General features: G+C 39.7%; 18 protein-coding genes and 1 riboswitch. Of the genes, 1 reads left to right on the top strand and 17 read right to left on the bottom strand.

Annotated features, from left to right (window positions below):
• The 15 genes from groL to ACXM1Q_RS07430 form a co-directional block, all read right to left on the bottom strand.
• The coding region (gene groL / locus ACXM1Q_RS07500) for a chaperonin GroEL (protein WP_458517523.1) at positions 1-1,589 on the bottom strand (1,589 nt) is incomplete at its 3' end.
• A 10-nt stretch (positions 1,590-1,599) separates the two neighbouring features.
• Complete coding sequence (gene groES / locus ACXM1Q_RS07495) at positions 1,600-1,881, bottom strand: co-chaperone GroES (protein WP_135036956.1); 282 nt, start codon at positions 1,879-1,881, stop codon at positions 1,600-1,602.
• Between the two features lie 129 nt (positions 1,882-2,010).
• Positions 2,011-2,307: a DUF202 domain-containing protein gene (locus tag ACXM1Q_RS07490; protein ID WP_458517522.1), complete on the bottom strand. Its 297-nt coding sequence runs from the start codon at positions 2,305-2,307 to the stop codon at positions 2,011-2,013.
• A gap of 14 nt (positions 2,308-2,321) precedes the next feature.
• Entirely contained in the window at positions 2,322-3,152 is an 831-nt protein-coding gene (locus tag ACXM1Q_RS07485; RefSeq protein WP_458517521.1) for a PTS system mannose/fructose/sorbose family transporter subunit IID, read from the bottom strand.
• A gap of 1 nt (position 3,153) precedes the next feature.
• Positions 3,154-3,999, bottom strand: coding sequence for a PTS mannose/fructose/sorbose/N-acetylgalactosamine transporter subunit IIC (locus ACXM1Q_RS07480; RefSeq protein ID WP_458517520.1), 846 nt, complete (start codon positions 3,997-3,999; stop codon positions 3,154-3,156).
• 28 nt (positions 4,000-4,027) lie between these two features.
• Positions 4,028-4,522 (bottom strand): PTS system mannose/fructose/N-acetylgalactosamine-transporter subunit IIB, encoded by a 495-nt coding sequence (locus tag ACXM1Q_RS07475; RefSeq protein WP_458517519.1) that lies wholly within the window; start codon positions 4,520-4,522, stop codon positions 4,028-4,030.
• 26 nt (positions 4,523-4,548) lie between these two features.
• A complete protein-coding gene (locus ACXM1Q_RS07470; RefSeq protein ID WP_458517518.1) occupies positions 4,549-4,980 on the bottom strand; it encodes a PTS sugar transporter subunit IIA in 432 nt (143 codons plus the stop codon).
• Between the two features lie 270 nt (positions 4,981-5,250).
• A complete protein-coding gene (locus tag ACXM1Q_RS07465) occupies positions 5,251-6,543 on the bottom strand; it encodes an ABC transporter substrate-binding protein (protein ID WP_458517517.1) in 1,293 nt (430 codons plus the stop codon).
• Complete coding sequence (locus ACXM1Q_RS07460; protein WP_458517516.1) at positions 6,540-7,223, bottom strand: response regulator transcription factor; 684 nt, start codon at positions 7,221-7,223, stop codon at positions 6,540-6,542. The genes ACXM1Q_RS07465 and ACXM1Q_RS07460 overlap by 4 nt, the downstream gene beginning before the upstream one ends.
• Entirely contained in the window at positions 7,216-8,529 is a 1,314-nt protein-coding gene (locus ACXM1Q_RS07455; protein ID WP_458517515.1) for a sensor histidine kinase, read from the bottom strand. Before ACXM1Q_RS07455 ends, ACXM1Q_RS07460 begins: the two co-directional genes overlap by 8 nt.
• Positions 8,529-9,488 carry a substrate-binding domain-containing protein gene (locus ACXM1Q_RS07450; RefSeq protein ID WP_458517514.1) on the bottom strand — a complete coding sequence of 320 codons (960 nt, stop codon included), beginning with the start codon at positions 9,486-9,488 and terminating at the stop codon, positions 8,529-8,531. The genes ACXM1Q_RS07455 and ACXM1Q_RS07450 overlap by 1 nt, the downstream gene beginning before the upstream one ends.
• 518 nt (positions 9,489-10,006) lie before the next feature.
• Positions 10,007-10,402: a single-stranded DNA-binding protein gene (locus ACXM1Q_RS07445; protein ID WP_458517513.1), complete on the bottom strand. Its 396-nt coding sequence runs from the start codon at positions 10,400-10,402 to the stop codon at positions 10,007-10,009.
• 64 nt (positions 10,403-10,466) lie between these two features.
• The gene (ytpR, locus tag ACXM1Q_RS07440; RefSeq protein ID WP_458517512.1) at positions 10,467-11,093 is read right to left on the bottom strand and encodes a YtpR family tRNA-binding protein; all 627 of its coding nucleotides are present in this window, start codon (positions 11,091-11,093) and stop codon (positions 10,467-10,469) included.
• Between the two features lie 17 nt (positions 11,094-11,110).
• Positions 11,111-11,428: a thioredoxin family protein gene (locus ACXM1Q_RS07435; protein ID WP_135036947.1), complete on the bottom strand. Its 318-nt coding sequence runs from the start codon at positions 11,426-11,428 to the stop codon at positions 11,111-11,113.
• Positions 11,425-11,718: a DUF4651 domain-containing protein gene (locus ACXM1Q_RS07430; protein ID WP_458517511.1), complete on the bottom strand. Its 294-nt coding sequence runs from the start codon at positions 11,716-11,718 to the stop codon at positions 11,425-11,427. Before ACXM1Q_RS07430 ends, ACXM1Q_RS07435 begins: the two co-directional genes overlap by 4 nt.
• Before the next feature lie 75 nt (positions 11,719-11,793).
• Here ACXM1Q_RS07430 and pepA point away from each other — a divergent pair, with 75 nt between their 5' ends.
• Positions 11,794-12,861 carry a glutamyl aminopeptidase gene (pepA, locus tag ACXM1Q_RS07425; protein WP_458517510.1) on the top strand — a complete coding sequence of 356 codons (1,068 nt, stop codon included), beginning with the start codon at positions 11,794-11,796 and terminating at the stop codon, positions 12,859-12,861.
• 25 nt (positions 12,862-12,886) lie between these two features.
• Here the strand turns inward: pepA and ACXM1Q_RS07420 are convergent, their stop codons facing one another.
• On the bottom strand, positions 12,887-13,444 hold the full coding sequence (locus tag ACXM1Q_RS07420; RefSeq protein ID WP_135036938.1) for a folate family ECF transporter S component: 558 nt from the start codon (positions 13,442-13,444) through the stop codon (positions 12,887-12,889).
• Positions 13,445-13,478: 34 nt separating this feature from the next.
• A riboswitch (THF riboswitch) is annotated at positions 13,479-13,569 on the bottom strand.
• Between the two features lie 139 nt (positions 13,570-13,708).
• A partial coding sequence (locus tag ACXM1Q_RS07415) for an IS630 family transposase (RefSeq protein ID WP_458517509.1) occupies positions 13,709-14,095 on the bottom strand: 387 nt, incomplete at its 5' end.

Genomic DNA, 14,095 nt, shown 5'->3' with positions numbered 1-14,095 from the left:
GGACCGGCTGGAGCTTGTGGTTCTGGTTTGTTCGCAACAACAGCTTCTGTTGTCAAAATCAAGCTAGCAACACTAGCTGCATTCTGAAGGGCTGAACGAGTCACCTTCACAGGGTCAATGATTCCTGTTTCAATCATATCAACCCATTCACCGCTAGCTGCATTGAAGCCTTGACCAGCTTCTGCATTCTTGAGACGATCAATAATAATCGAACCTTCGTAACCGGCGTTGAGAGCAATCTGACGAACAGGCTCTTCAAGGGCACGAAGGACAATATTACGTCCTGTCTCCTCATCTTCAGTTAATTCCAAAGCAGCTACTGCTGGAATTACATTCACCAAGGCTGTTCCACCACCAGCAACAATTCCTTCTTCAACTGCCGCACGAGTTGCATTCAAAGCATCTTCAATACGGAGTTTCATTTCTTTCAATTCCGTCTCTGTAGCAGCTCCAACCTTGATGACTGCAACACCACCTGCTAATTTAGCAAGACGTTCTTGAAGCTTTTCACGATCAAAGTCTGAGTTAGTAGTCTCAATTTGAGACTTAATAACACCAACACGATTACTAATCGCTGCTGGATCACCTGCACCTTCAACGATAGTTGTAGAATCTTTATCTACGACTACCTTAGCTGCCTGACCTAGAGCCTCAACAGTTGCATCTTTCAATTCTAAACCAAGATCATCGGTAATGACTGTAGCACCTGTTAAAATCGCAATGTCTTCTAACATAGCCTTCCGACGATCTCCAAAACCTGGTGCTTTGACAGCAACCACATTAAAGGTTCCACGAATTTTATTCAAAACAAGAGTTGGAAGAGCTTCTCCATCAACGTCATCCGCAATAATCAAAAGTGGACGATTTGTCTGTAAAATACTCTCTAGCAATGGAAGAATCTCTTGAATATTAGAAACTTTTTTATCTGTCACCAAGATAAATGGATTCTCCAATTCTGCGACCATCTTCTCATTGTCAGTCACCATATATTGAGACAGATAGCCACGATCGAATTGCATACCTTCTACTACTTCCAATTCCGTTTCCATTCCACGGGATTCTTCAATAGTAATAACACCGTCTTTTCCAACACGCTCCATAGCTTCAGAGATGTACTCCCCAACCTTCTCACTACGAGAAGAAACAGCAGCTACCTGTGCAATCGCTTCTTTATTGGACACAGGTACAGAAGTCTCCTTCAAAGCTGCAACAGCGGCAGCAGTGGCAGCTTCAATTCCACGACGGATTCCAATTGGGTTAGCACCTGCTGTCACGTTTTTAATCCCTTCACGAACAATCGCTTGTGTCAAAAGGGTTGCTGTCGTTGTCCCATCACCAGCAATATCATTCGTTTTTGAAGCAACTTCTGAAACCAACTTGGCACCCATGTTTTCAAATGGATCTTCCAATTCGATTTCTTTGGCGATAGTTACCCCATCATTGGTAATCAGTGGTGAACCAAAGGCTTTTTCCAAAACTACATTCCGTCCTTTAGGACCCAAAGTTACCTTCACCGTATCTGCCAACATATCTACACCGCGCACCATTGCGCTGCGAGCATCTGATGAAAATTGAATATCTTTTGCCATTTTTTACTCCTTACTCTACAATTGCTAGAATATCAGACTCACGAATGAGAAGAAAATCTTCATCCTCATCTTTAATAGAAATACCCGCATGAGCCTCAAAAAGGATTGTTTGCCCAGCCACAACCGCTGGTGCAATTAAATCACCATTCAATGACCGTAGCCCTTCACCAACAGCCACAACCGCTGCTGTTTTAGTAGCTGCCTGGCTATTTGATGCCAAGACAAAACCGGACACAGACTGCTCTTTCTCAATCACTTTCACAATAACTTTATCTGCTAAGGGTTTTAACATAGATTTTCCTCCAATATGTTTAGCACTCTTCAATTACGACTGCTAATTCTGTTTCTATTTTATCATTTAGTCAACAATAGTCAAGAAAAAAACTTCATCCAGCGGACAAAGTTTTTTTCGTGAATCCTATTAATCCATGCTCCTCAAAGAAAATAATTTACTCTCTAAATCTTGTATAACTTTTTGGAGATTCAGACGTCCTTTATAAATACCATAACCAAACAATAGCATCCCTGATATTCCTGCAATAATAACTAATATTCCCAATGCCAAAATCACTCTGTACTGATGAAAAAAATATACTAATATCAGACTCATGCTAGTAATCGTAAAGAAAAGACTGAACCATCTACCTAAATTATCAATCATACGTTTTTGGTATTCGATTTCCATCTCATACCCATAAATCAGTTCATCTTCAGTCATAGCTTCACTCTTTCTTAGTACTGTAGACCAGGATTAAAGAATCCAACTAGTACACCTATAAAGGCAACAACTACAAGCAATAACATAACTTTGATAGGAGATAAATTCTTCTTAGCCATCAACCACCAACACAGTACAATAAATATAGCTGTTAAAAGGCCCGGATATACACCATCTAATTGCTCTTGTAAAATCAAATACGGTTGACCTGCTTTATCATTTAATTGAAAGGCTGTTTTAACCGGTACCCAAGTCGCAGCGACGGCACCAATGACCATACCTCCAATGATAGAAACCGATCTCCGAATTGCTTGACCCTGAGGCCCTACCAAAAATTCAACAGCCTTATCTCCTAATTCATAGCCTTTGAAATAAGCCAATTTCATCCCGAAATAAGCCAATATATTCCATACAAGAATGTAGAAGATTGCACCTAGAGGAGAGCCTCCATTTGACAACCCAAGTGCAATTCCTAAAATAATTGGAATTAAAGTCCCAACGATCAATGAGTCACCGATACCAGCAACCGGCCCCATTAGTCCTGCTCTCAATCCATTAATAGTCTCATCATCAACACCATCTGCACCATTGGCACGCGCTTCTTCCAAGCCTGCTGTGATACCGACAATCAATGCACCTAATTGTGGTTCTGTATTAAAAAATGCTGTGTAAGTATGCATAGCTTTAGACTGATCTTCTTTTTTAGGATACAACTCTTCTACAATAGGTAACATAGAAGCTAGATAGCCAAATGTTTGCATATGCTCTTGGGAAAAACATGTTAAATTTCCATAATACCAATGATGAAACGATTTACCCAATGTCTTTTTACTTAATTTTACCATGCTAAATGTCCTCCTCATCGTCATCGTATATAGCAGAACTTGCATCTCCAACTCTTACATTTTTTGCCATCTGAATTTCATAGAACAAGACTGCAAAAATTAGTGAGATAACAGCACAGGAAACGAGATTCAATCCTAAAGACGCTGCTAATGTAAAACCAACAAAGAATGGGATAAAATCCGACAATTTTTCCACAATTTGTTTTAACAAGATTGCAATTCCAACACAAGGAAGTAAAGAGCCAACAGTGAAAAGAGTTTTCATTAGAAGACCATCTAATGGTAAAGCTGTTTTCAAAGCCGTAACAGCATCCGCTCCCAATTTACACATAATCAAGGTTGGTAAAAATGAAAAGACAAAGTGAGAAATCCATGGAAGTCCCCAATCAACTGCATATAACTTTCTAAACTCTCCATTTTCAACTGCTTTCCAACCAATATGTTGCCACAGTAGATTCATAGTAGCTGTACCATAAAACAATACTGTACCAACAGTTCCTACTAGAGTTCCCATCGATTTCGCCAAATTCGCTGCTTCAGCTGAATCAAAAGCTAACCCTTGTGAAGTAATAGCAACCATCGCTAATGGTATCCCAATATAGGAAACTGCACGAACATCAGCAGATACAGTTCCCCCAGGAGTTACTAAAGCAATATACACCAATTGCATGGCTACCCCACAAATAATCCCCAATTTAACATCTCCAAGAATAAGACCTGATACAAGTCCCCCTACGAGAGGTCGACCTAAAGTATAATTCCCGAAAGAGGTTCCTCCTAAACCTGGCATAGATGATAAACAGGCAAATAGACCTAATAAAGCTGCTTGAAACCAAGAAATTGTCATAACTATACCTCCTTGTTAGCACTTACTACTAAAAACCAAATTTTGATTTAAAATCATCCCAATAGCCAATCGAAACATCTGGCAATAATTGAAATTTCACACGATAACCCGCTGCTTGAATCGCCTCAAAAGCCTCCGCTTCTTCTTGTGTGATGGATTGATTATTCCCCAATTTGACTGCTGTAGGACGATCATTCGCAGGACCAACAATAATTTCTCGAACCTCATCAGGAACAAATCCTTGATCAACTAAAATCTCTTTCATATCAATCGGATTTTTAGTAATGAGGAAATAACGACTTTCTGATTCCCTTACTTTGTTGGATTTTTGTTTCCAGGCTTCCTTGTCCCATACAAATGTTTTTTTATCTGAAGCTGCCTTGTAAGCTTGTTTTAAAACAGCATTCCCTGCTGCTGCATTATTGACTGCAATCAAACCATCACAAGGATACTCTTTCGCCCACCGAGTCACCGTTTGACCGTGAATCATACGATCATCAATCCGTACAAATGTTATAGACATAATCTCCTCCTCTATTCTACAAACGCTCAAATATCTTCTTCTTCAGAAGCATCTGTTAACGGTTCAAATTCTTGAAGGGCAGAAGAAGCTTCAGAAAGAATAGACTGAGCTAGCTCTTTACCCTCAAGTAAATCTTTCATAACCAACCCTGTTAAACCCATTGTTAGATTTAATCCACCAAGAATCACCGAACTGTCCAATTTTCCAATATCACTTAACACACTACTGACAGTTGTCAATGGACTCCCACCTATGATATCTCCCAATACCAATACCGTATCCTCCATTGTCAATCCTTTTAATGAAGATGTAACACGCTCCTCAAACTGATCAATAGACTCACCGTCTTTTAAACCAAACACCAAAACCTGATCCATTTGATCCCCAGCAAACATACTCAAGGAGCTTTTCAATCCTTCTGCCAGGCCACCATGACTGACTAAGATGACATATCTCATGAATATACCTCCTTCATTTTTCATCCTCATTTTACATGAAAAGGAAGCGCTTTCGAACTGGCATTTGTCATTCCTATTCTATGACAAATGCTAAAAATTATATGACAATTGTCAACAAACAATGCCTCAATCAACTTAAAATCAAAAAAAGGCTCAGCAAAATGCCAGCCTCAAAAAATTTCCTTCAAAACTATACTAGACACAGTCCTTCATGTAATCTTCCTAGCCTAATTTTAACAACGACTAAAACAGATAAAATTCCACCTTTCCTTAATCTCTATACTCCAAATCTAATCCTCTTTGTACACTTGGTAAACGACTACCCAACTCACCCGTTTGAAGAATTTCAGCAATTAAATATTCCATACGTTCCATTTTACGAATGTCTAAATCTTGGCTAATATCCAAAACCGAATGCCGCATCATATAATCTATCTTTTGTGAACTAATGGAATCACTACCAAAGGCACTAGCTTCCAATAGCTCAACAGAACGATCACTCGTTACAACCGATACGATAGGTGATGTTCCCTGAGATTTCTCAAATAGTTCCTGTTGTGATTCCACATTTTGACAAAGTAATTCTATAAACTCCCAGGCCAGTTCCCTATGCTTGGTTTTGGAAGACATCGCTAGAAGTGATGTCCTTACCTGAGTAGCATCTATATCCAAAGAAACACCTGGCATAGGAATACAAGTCCATAGAAATTTGGAATATTTAGCGACATGATAAGGATAGGGTTTGTATGTTCTATATTGTGCTAAACTCATGGGATAAAAAGCCACCTTCCCTTCGTCAAAATCAGTTGAGCGAACCTTATAATTTTGATGTAATCCCTCTAATTTACTAATAAACGCCAAGGCTTTTTCCATTTCTGGAGTGTCAACCTCAAGCCCCCTATCTGTTTGAAGACGACCACCATAAGCTACCAAAGCTTGCTTCCAATCATAATCAGTTATTCCATACTGATCTATAATGCCATCACCATTCGTATCTTTAGTGACTTTTTGACAAATAGTCCATAAATCATCTAATGTCCATCCTGTGGATGGAATAGTGATTCCTTCCTTCTCTAATAAATCCTTATTAACACACATCATAATTGGATTACTCTCAATAGGTAACGCATAGCTTTTACCACGATACAATCCAGATTCATAAGCTACTGGATAATATTTTTTAGAAGAATTATCCCTAGAAAATCCGTCTAGTTGATGAAAAGCTCCAGCTTTCGCTAATTGCGAAAAACTATTCTCTGGAACAATAAATACATCTGGCTGTTCTCCTAATAGCATACGCTCTGCTAACCAGTCCTCATAATTCTCCTTAGGAATCCCACTTTCATATTGAATCCGGACAGCTGGATGCTGAGACTCAAACTTTTCAATTAATTCATCTAATACTCTATTCTCATAGCTATTTGGAACATCCCAACTACTACCTGCATAAATTCCCAAGCGTAAAATTTTTTCTTTTGGCATGAATAAATAAGTTGATCCAAGAACAATACCTAGAAACAAACTCCCCGTCATCAGTATTCGCCAACGTCTATTCCACCTCACTCCTTATTCTCCTTCAATAGGTTTCTTTGAGTAACTCCTGTTTGTACAGCCCAAATCGCCAGTTGAGTTCGATCCCTCATATTCAATTTCCCTAAAATAGTTGAGATATAATTTCGAACCGTTCCTTCTGATAAAAAGAGTTTTGCCGCAATTTCTTTATTGGACTCACCATAGCCAATCTGTTGAATAATTTTCCACTCTGTTGTTGTAATCTCTTGAGTCCACTCCTCATCCACTGATATTGCAAAATTAGACCGTGCCATTTGTGAAAAAAATTCAAATACTTTAGTTGCAATATTAGGATTAATCATCGCACCCCCGTTATTAACTGTGTGAATGGCTTGATAAAGTTCATCAGTCGATACACCTTTCAACAAATAACCTGAAGCACCATACTTCAGAGCAGAAAAAATAAAATCATCATCATCAAATGTTGTTAAGATAATTATTTTTACATTAGGGTAGCGTTCCTTAATCTCTTTTGTGCAAAGAACACCATCCATTACAGGCATACGGATATCCATCAAAATTAGATGAGGATGTAGTTGAGGAATTTTCTCAAGAACTTCCTTCCCATCTGCCACAGCCGCCACGACTTCAATATCTGCATAATTAGACAAAATAATTTGTAACGATTCTCGAATCAAAGCTTGATCATCTGCAATTAAAACTTTAATCATATTTCCTCCTCAATTTTGGAATTTCAATATGGGTATAAAAACCATTTCGATTTTCAAACCGAACACTCCCTCCTATAATGGCTATCCGCTCTTCTATTTGCTTCAAACCATAGCCATATTGAAGCTCCTCAAAGCCGACACCATCATCTTGAATCATCATGACATAATTTTCACATTCTAACAATTCGATCGCTATAGAACGAGCATGACCATGACGGACAGAATTTGTAAGCGTCTCTTGAATAATCCGAAATACAATATCCTCCTTGGCAATATCCAAATCAATCCTATCCCACTTATAGGTAAAATGTATTTCCAAATTTGAAATCGCCTCATACTCCTTTATAATTTTGAGCAAAGCTTCTTTTAAACTATTATTTTCAAGATCTCCGGGTCTCATTTTTTGAAGAGAAGCACGAACATCACGAATCCCATCTCGAACAACCATCGAGATATTTTCTAATTGTTGCTGTGCCCGATCCGTATCTATCCCTACTAATATTTTTACTGCATCAAGACCAGCAGAAATACCTGTTAAAGCATGCCCTAACGTGTCATGAATCTCCCGAGCAATGCGCTTTCTCTCCCTATCCTCAGCAATCTTTTCGGATAAGGCTAAATAACTATTTAAATCACGATTAGCTTGAGCTGCCAATCGTAACTCTTCTTCAATTTTATGCTTTTCCATCATCATTGATAAAATGTAAAACAATAAGGAGGTCATAAAAACAACCAAATTCAATGAAAAAAGAAAGTTCTTTCCAAATAGCAAAAAGACACGAGTTGGTTCTGGGCAGAAACGGATATAGGTATCGATAGACGGCAGCCGCACAAATAAAGAAAGAATATCATAATTCGTTAAAAGCAACATACCAAAACTCAACCCAATTAAAAGAAAGAGATACTTCCGATTTGTTAAAGCACTCAACTCTTTTGAACCATAGAAAATATCAGCAAATACCAATAAAAATAATCCATTGTAAGACATATAAAGAAGGAAAAAAATAAATAACATCAATACGATTTCAAAAATTGTTACTTTATCATAAATCGACAACTGTTCTAAATTCCTACTACGATAAGAAAAAATCAAAATCAAAGCTACATATAATATTACTGACATCCAAAAAGTAAAAACTGGTGAGTGAGGCATCGCTTCTAAACTATTTAATAGACGATAGGCATCTCCCCTTGAAATAACATAATTGGTAGCAAATAAATAGATAGAGGCATTATAAATAACAGCTACAAAGTTAATTACAACAAGAGCCATCCTACTATAAAAAATACTTTGACTCCGATTCATTACTGCCATCCTGTTATAACACGCTCGTGAATATTATCTCGGGTAATTAGTTGAACAGGGATAGAATATTCTAACGAATAGGAACAATCTGCTGAGAGCATTGTATTAATCACCTCTGTCACCTGCTGTCCCATTTGAATTGGAGACTGTGCTACTGATCCCTGAATATTATTATTTTCAGATAAGAAACCTTTGATATCAGGTGAACCATCTACACCATAAATCATAATATTCCTATTAATGCCGCTGTGTTCAATAGCTGCCAGAGCTCCGATCGCAACTTTATCATTCAATGCCATAATCACATCGATAGCAGCCTCCGTTTGAAAAATATCCATAACTTGTTCCATACTCTCCTCTGTTTGCCCCATCGTCTCTCGTTCTGACACTACTTGATAATTAACCTTCCCTTTTATGGTATCTGTAAATCCCCGAATCCTATCAATTGCAGATAGAGCATTTTGATGCTTTAAAATTAGAATATTCGCTCCAGACAATCTTCTCATCATATCTTTTGCAATTAGCACTCCAGCTTGATAGTTATCCGAAATAATCGTCGTATCAACTGAAATATCCTTCGCGACCGGTGCATCTACCACAATCGTCTTTATCCCAGCTTCTTTTGCTCTCTCCAAAGCCCCCGTCATTCTAGGACTATGACCTTTCACAGGATTCAACACGATAACATCTACCTGCTTCTTAATAAAAAAATCAATTTGCTGACTTTGCTTCTCCTCATCCAATTCAGCATCTCTCATATAAAATCGGATATCCTGTGAATAGGACCCCTGTTCAATTTCTGCATACAACGTTTTATAAAAATCATTATTCATAGTCATAAACGTAAGTCCTACACTTATTTGTTCACTCCCTACCGTCTCCCCTATTTCATATAAGCAAAAAATACCAACTATGGTAAGCAAAACAAATAGATATCTGAGATATTTCCAAGAAAACATAAATAAAACACCGCCTAAACAATATACTGAGTACTATTATTTTAGATTTTTATAACAATAATTATACACTAATTATAGGAACTCTACGGCTATGCTGAAAATCATTCATTCCCCGCAAACATAAAAGCAGATATGAAAAAGAGACTAGGTTCAAGGACCAGTCTCTAATTTTTAGCTAGTAAAAATTCTTTAACACAGTGGTTGTTTGAGTGTACAGCATAGCCTTTATAAAATAAACTACAATTGTTCACACCTCACACTCCTTTACTAGTCTTGATAGCCAGTTGTAAACTCAAGCTATGTTACCTATCATATCAAAACTACTAGATACTATTACGGCTTTTAACTAAAATGACCACAGGTCCCGTCATAGCTACCAACATTAAATCTTAAGTAGCCAATAGATCCAAAAGGTATACCTCCTTAAACAATACAACACTCACCACTTATCCAATTTACTTCCGCTCTTCAGCTTATCTCAATAATCCTTTCATCTTGAGAAATTACGTTAACCATCACTAAAACGGTAATTCTTCTCCTTCTTCACTGACCATCTCGAACCGTTCTTGTTTTCGGCGTTGTTCGCGCAAGAGTCTCTGCTCTTTAGTCTCTAATAGCTGAAAATCACTGCAAAGAACTTCGGATAGGTAGTGCATTTGACCATCCTTCTCGTATCGGCGTGTCCGCAATTCTCCTTCAACACCAATTAAACTGCCCTTGCATGCATAGCTAGTAATATACTCCGCTAGACGCCCCCAAGCCACAATTGAGATAAAATCAGACTCTCGCTCACCGGATTGATCACGGTATCGCCTTTTGACAGCTAATTTAGAACGAGTTACACTACGATTAGATGGGGTCTTCTGCAATTCAGGAGTCCCTGTTAAACGACCAATTAGAAAAATACGATTCATCTTTTTTCCTCCTACCTCCTTATTCGGAAGTAAAAAGAAAAAAGACGTCCCTTAGGATCGTCTTTTAAGCTTCCCAATGTTGAACAGGGTCAAAAGCTTGACCAACTAGCACACCTTCTGCTAACTCGATAATACCCCGTTTTTGTGGTGCATTTGGAAGAGCCAGTTCCCTTGGGCTACACATCATACCAAAACTCTCCACTCCCCGCAATTGTCCTGGGAAAATCAAATTACCTTTTGGCATCATCGCACCTGGTAAGGCAACAATGGTTTTCAAACCTACACGCGCATTCGGAGCACCTGCTACGATTTGAACAGTCTTATCGTGACCAATTGCAACCTGGCAAATATTGAGGTGATCACTATCTGGATGAGGTTCCATCTCCACAATTTCACCAACTACAAAACGAGGGCTATCAAAAGGAACCAAACGCTCCTCAAAACCTTCTGCAGCCAGCCAGTCATTCAAGAGCGCAAGATCTGCTTCCGACAGATCTACCTGCCCACTGCCCTCTAAATGTAAACGATCACTAACTTGGAAAAAATTCCAAGCTACAATTTCCTGATTGTCCGCTCGGCGAATACGTGCAATCGCTCCTTTTTTCTCCACTTCCACAGCCTGTCCCTGATCATCAGCGACAACCACCATCAGAACATCTCCAACACCTTGCGGATTATAAGTAAATAACATAAATTCCCTTTCTTATCTTAAGCTAACCCTGCCAGGAAAGCCAGAATCTCCTCTTTTGTTTTTCGTTCTCGACTGACGAAGCGCCCAAGCTCCTTCCCATTTTCCACAACCACTAAACTCGGAATCCCATAAACATCCCATAATTTTGCCAAATCTAAATAAGTATCTCGATCGATTTGGATAAAGGTAAAAGAAGGGTGAGCCACTTCGATACTTGGCATATGGGGCTGAATAAAATGACAATCCCCACACCAATCAGCGGTAAAATAGAAGACAAATTTGCCCTCTTGTTCCAAATAGGAGGCTATCTCCTCCAAAGACTGAGGCACAATCATATAACGACCTCCTCTATATCTAGCTGCTCTCCGACTAGCCAAAAACGGAAGTGACGCCCATCTTCCAAGAAGACACCACCTGCCAAACAATCCTGATCAGAATGATAAAGCTCCACATAGAGAGTCTCCACCCGCCCCATTTCCGAGAAAAAAGCACGAACGGTAGCTGTCATCTCCTCTTGACTCCGGACACGAGTCCGATCTTCCTGCAACTTATAGCCCGCATAGGCTAGACCTGCTAGACCAAGAAGGCCTAGCAGCCCTAAGACCGGCTGACTTTTTCTTTTCATACTCATAATCCTTATTTTATCACAAGTCTACTTGTGTTACAATTTTAGATAAGATTGAAAAAGGAGACGAACAGCATGCATCAACTATTTCAGGCTATCCAAGAAGTCACCCAACTCAAGGGCATCTCTGGCCACGAAGGCGCTATCCGTGCTTACCTACGCCGGGAACTGCAAGATTCCGTCGATCAAATCCAGACAGACGGATTAGGAGGTATTTTCGGACTTAAAAGCAGCCACTCCCAAGCTGCTCCACGGGTCTTAGTTGCAGCCCACATGGATGAAGTCGGATTTATGGTCAGTTCCATCAAAGCTGACGGTACCTTCCGTGCCGTCGAAATCGGTGGCTGGAATCCCCTCGTTGTAAGCGGACAACGCTATACCCTCATCACCCGCCAGGGGCAAGAAATCCCTGTAATCACAGCAGCCACTCCACCACACCTCATGCGTGGTCAAGGTAGCCAGCCTAGTCTCCCTGCCATTAGCGATATCATCTTTGACGGAGGCTTCACTGATAAAGCCGAGGCGGAAGCCTTCGGCATCCGACCTGGTGATACCATCGTTCCCGATAGCCAAACCATTCTCACGGCCAATGGTAAAAATGTCATCTCCAAGGCCTGGGACAATCGTTACGGTGTTCTCATGGTAAAAGAAGCAGCCCAGGCTCTAGCCCAAGAAAAGTTTGATTACGACCTCTATCTCGGAGCCAATGTCCAAGAAGAAGTCGGCTTACGTGGAGCTCACACCTCCACAACCCTCTTAGACCCTGCACTTTTTTTTGCTGTAGACTGTTCACCTGCTGCCGACGTCTTTGGCGGGCAGGGTAAAATCGGGGAGGGAACCTTAATCCGTTTCTATGATCCCGGCCACCTGCTTTTACCAGCCATGAAAGACTTCCTCCTTGATACCGCCGAAAGCGCAGGAATCAAGTACCAATATTACACTGGAGCTGGTGGCACCGATGCCGGGGCTGCTCATCTCAAAAACGGTGGCGTTCCATCTACCACAATCGGTGTCTGTGCCCGCTACATCCATTCCCACCAAACCCTTTACAGCCTAGATGATTTCCTAGAAGCCCAAGCTTTCCTACAAGCCCTTTTGAAGAATTTAGATCAAACTACCATCGCCACAATCACCAGTTATTAAAAAAATAAGAGAGGTCGAGCTTCTCTTATTTTTTAATGTTATTCAATTTAGCAAACTCTGGAATCCGTTGCAAGAAGGGAATAAGCAGCATCACCAGAAGTACCCGAACAGGAATCTCTAACACTTTATACACTCGTGTTGCATAAATCACTGCATAAGGTGTTTGATAATAGGTATGTAGCAAAATTGGAGTCAAAACAAAGGTCCCAATCCCCATAGTGATGACTGTAGCGACAATCACATAAAGCCAATCCTTCCAATTATTGAGAGACAATTTTTTTCCGAAGAAGAAAAGTCCATAAAGGAAGCCCTGCAAAGCTTCAACCAGCGTAAATCCCCAGATAAAGGAATAACCTGTATTGTTCAGGAAAAAGGCCAAAATATCATAAATAATAGCCACTAAGGCAGATAGCCACGGACCAGCAATCGATCCAATCAGCACCTTAGCAATAAAAGTCACACCAACTTGCAATTGGTTAGGAATGACGGAGATGGTAAATAAATCCAAGACATAGGTCAAGGCCATCAACATAGCAAGAGTCGCCATCAATTGCGGACTCAATTTAGGAAATGAAAATTTCATCGGAAAGCTCCTTTTCTTTCTGGAGCTGTCTAGCGACAGCGGATGCAATGGTCTACCGCACCAATGGTTTCGTTGTGTGGCAACATCCCATCCACACACACTTAACGCAGACCATTTACTCTGTGCCTTACGGCCTTCTCAGTATAGCATAAAAAGAAGCCTAAAAACCAGATGATGATTGTAAAAAATCTCTTTCAAAAATAATACCTAAACTTCAAACATCTTATTCATGGAGAAACAGCTCCTATTCGGATACTCTAATACTCATTTGATTTCAAAATCTGAATAAAGCCATTTTCTATGGACAATACTTTTAAGAGTATTCTTCCCCAAACCTTGAATCACTTCCTGAAGCTTATCGATGACTGATTCCAATGTTTGAAAAGCTCTGTTTTTAAATCCACGCTTGCGAATCTCACCCCAAACCTGTTCAATGGGATTCATCTCTGGGGTATAGGGAGGGATGAAGATAAATTCAATATTCGCAGGTATTTCAAGTGTTTGAGATTTATGCCAAACTGCATTATCCATGACTAAAATAATGTATTCATTGGGATAAGCTTCTGATAATTGTCGTAAAAATTCATTCATCCAAGCAGTGTTACAGCCACCAGCTATGAGGAAAAAGGATTCTCCTGTATGTGCATCTAC

This window comes from Streptococcus sp. 10F2 (genome assembly GCF_054331515.2).
This window is presented reverse-complemented; position numbering and strand designations above follow the sequence as displayed.

Bases quoted from the DNA above. Each gene is read 5' to 3' on its own strand.
- ACXM1Q_RS07475 (WP_458517519.1), bottom strand. From the start codon at position 4,522: ATGTCTATAACATTTGTACGGATTGATGATCGTATGATTCACGGTCAA.
- ACXM1Q_RS07490 (WP_458517522.1), bottom strand. From the start codon at position 2,307: ATGACTGAAGATGAACTGATTTATGGGTATGAGATGGAAATCGAATAC.
- ACXM1Q_RS07430 (WP_458517511.1), bottom strand. From the start codon at position 11,718: ATGAAAAGAAAAAGTCAGCCGGTCTTAGGGCTGCTAGGCCTTCTTGGT.
- ACXM1Q_RS07485 (WP_458517521.1), bottom strand. From the start codon at position 3,152: ATGGTAAAATTAAGTAAAAAGACATTGGGTAAATCGTTTCATCATTGG.
- ACXM1Q_RS07460 (WP_458517516.1), bottom strand. From the start codon at position 7,223: ATGATTAAAGTTTTAATTGCAGATGATCAAGCTTTGATTCGAGAATCG.
- ACXM1Q_RS07420 (WP_135036938.1), bottom strand. From the start codon at position 13,444: ATGAAATTTTCATTTCCTAAATTGAGTCCGCAATTGATGGCGACTCTT.
- groES (WP_135036956.1), bottom strand. From the start codon at position 1,881: ATGTTAAAACCCTTAGCAGATAAAGTTATTGTGAAAGTGATTGAGAAA.
- ytpR (WP_458517512.1), bottom strand. From the start codon at position 11,093: ATGTTATTTACTTATAATCCGCAAGGTGTTGGAGATGTTCTGATGGTG.
- ACXM1Q_RS07470 (WP_458517518.1), bottom strand. From the start codon at position 4,980: ATGAGATATGTCATCTTAGTCAGTCATGGTGGCCTGGCAGAAGGATTG.
- ACXM1Q_RS07445 (WP_458517513.1), bottom strand. From the start codon at position 10,402: ATGAATCGTATTTTTCTAATTGGTCGTTTAACAGGGACTCCTGAATTG.
- ACXM1Q_RS07450 (WP_458517514.1), bottom strand. From the start codon at position 9,488: ATGTTTTCTTGGAAATATCTCAGATATCTATTTGTTTTGCTTACCATA.
- ACXM1Q_RS07455 (WP_458517515.1), bottom strand. From the start codon at position 8,529: ATGAATCGGAGTCAAAGTATTTTTTATAGTAGGATGGCTCTTGTTGTA.
- ACXM1Q_RS07435 (WP_135036947.1), bottom strand. From the start codon at position 11,428: ATGATTGTGCCTCAGTCTTTGGAGGAGATAGCCTCCTATTTGGAACAA.
- pepA (WP_458517510.1), top strand. From the start codon at position 11,794: ATGCATCAACTATTTCAGGCTATCCAAGAAGTCACCCAACTCAAGGGC.
- ACXM1Q_RS07480 (WP_458517520.1), bottom strand. From the start codon at position 3,999: ATGACAATTTCTTGGTTTCAAGCAGCTTTATTAGGTCTATTTGCCTGT.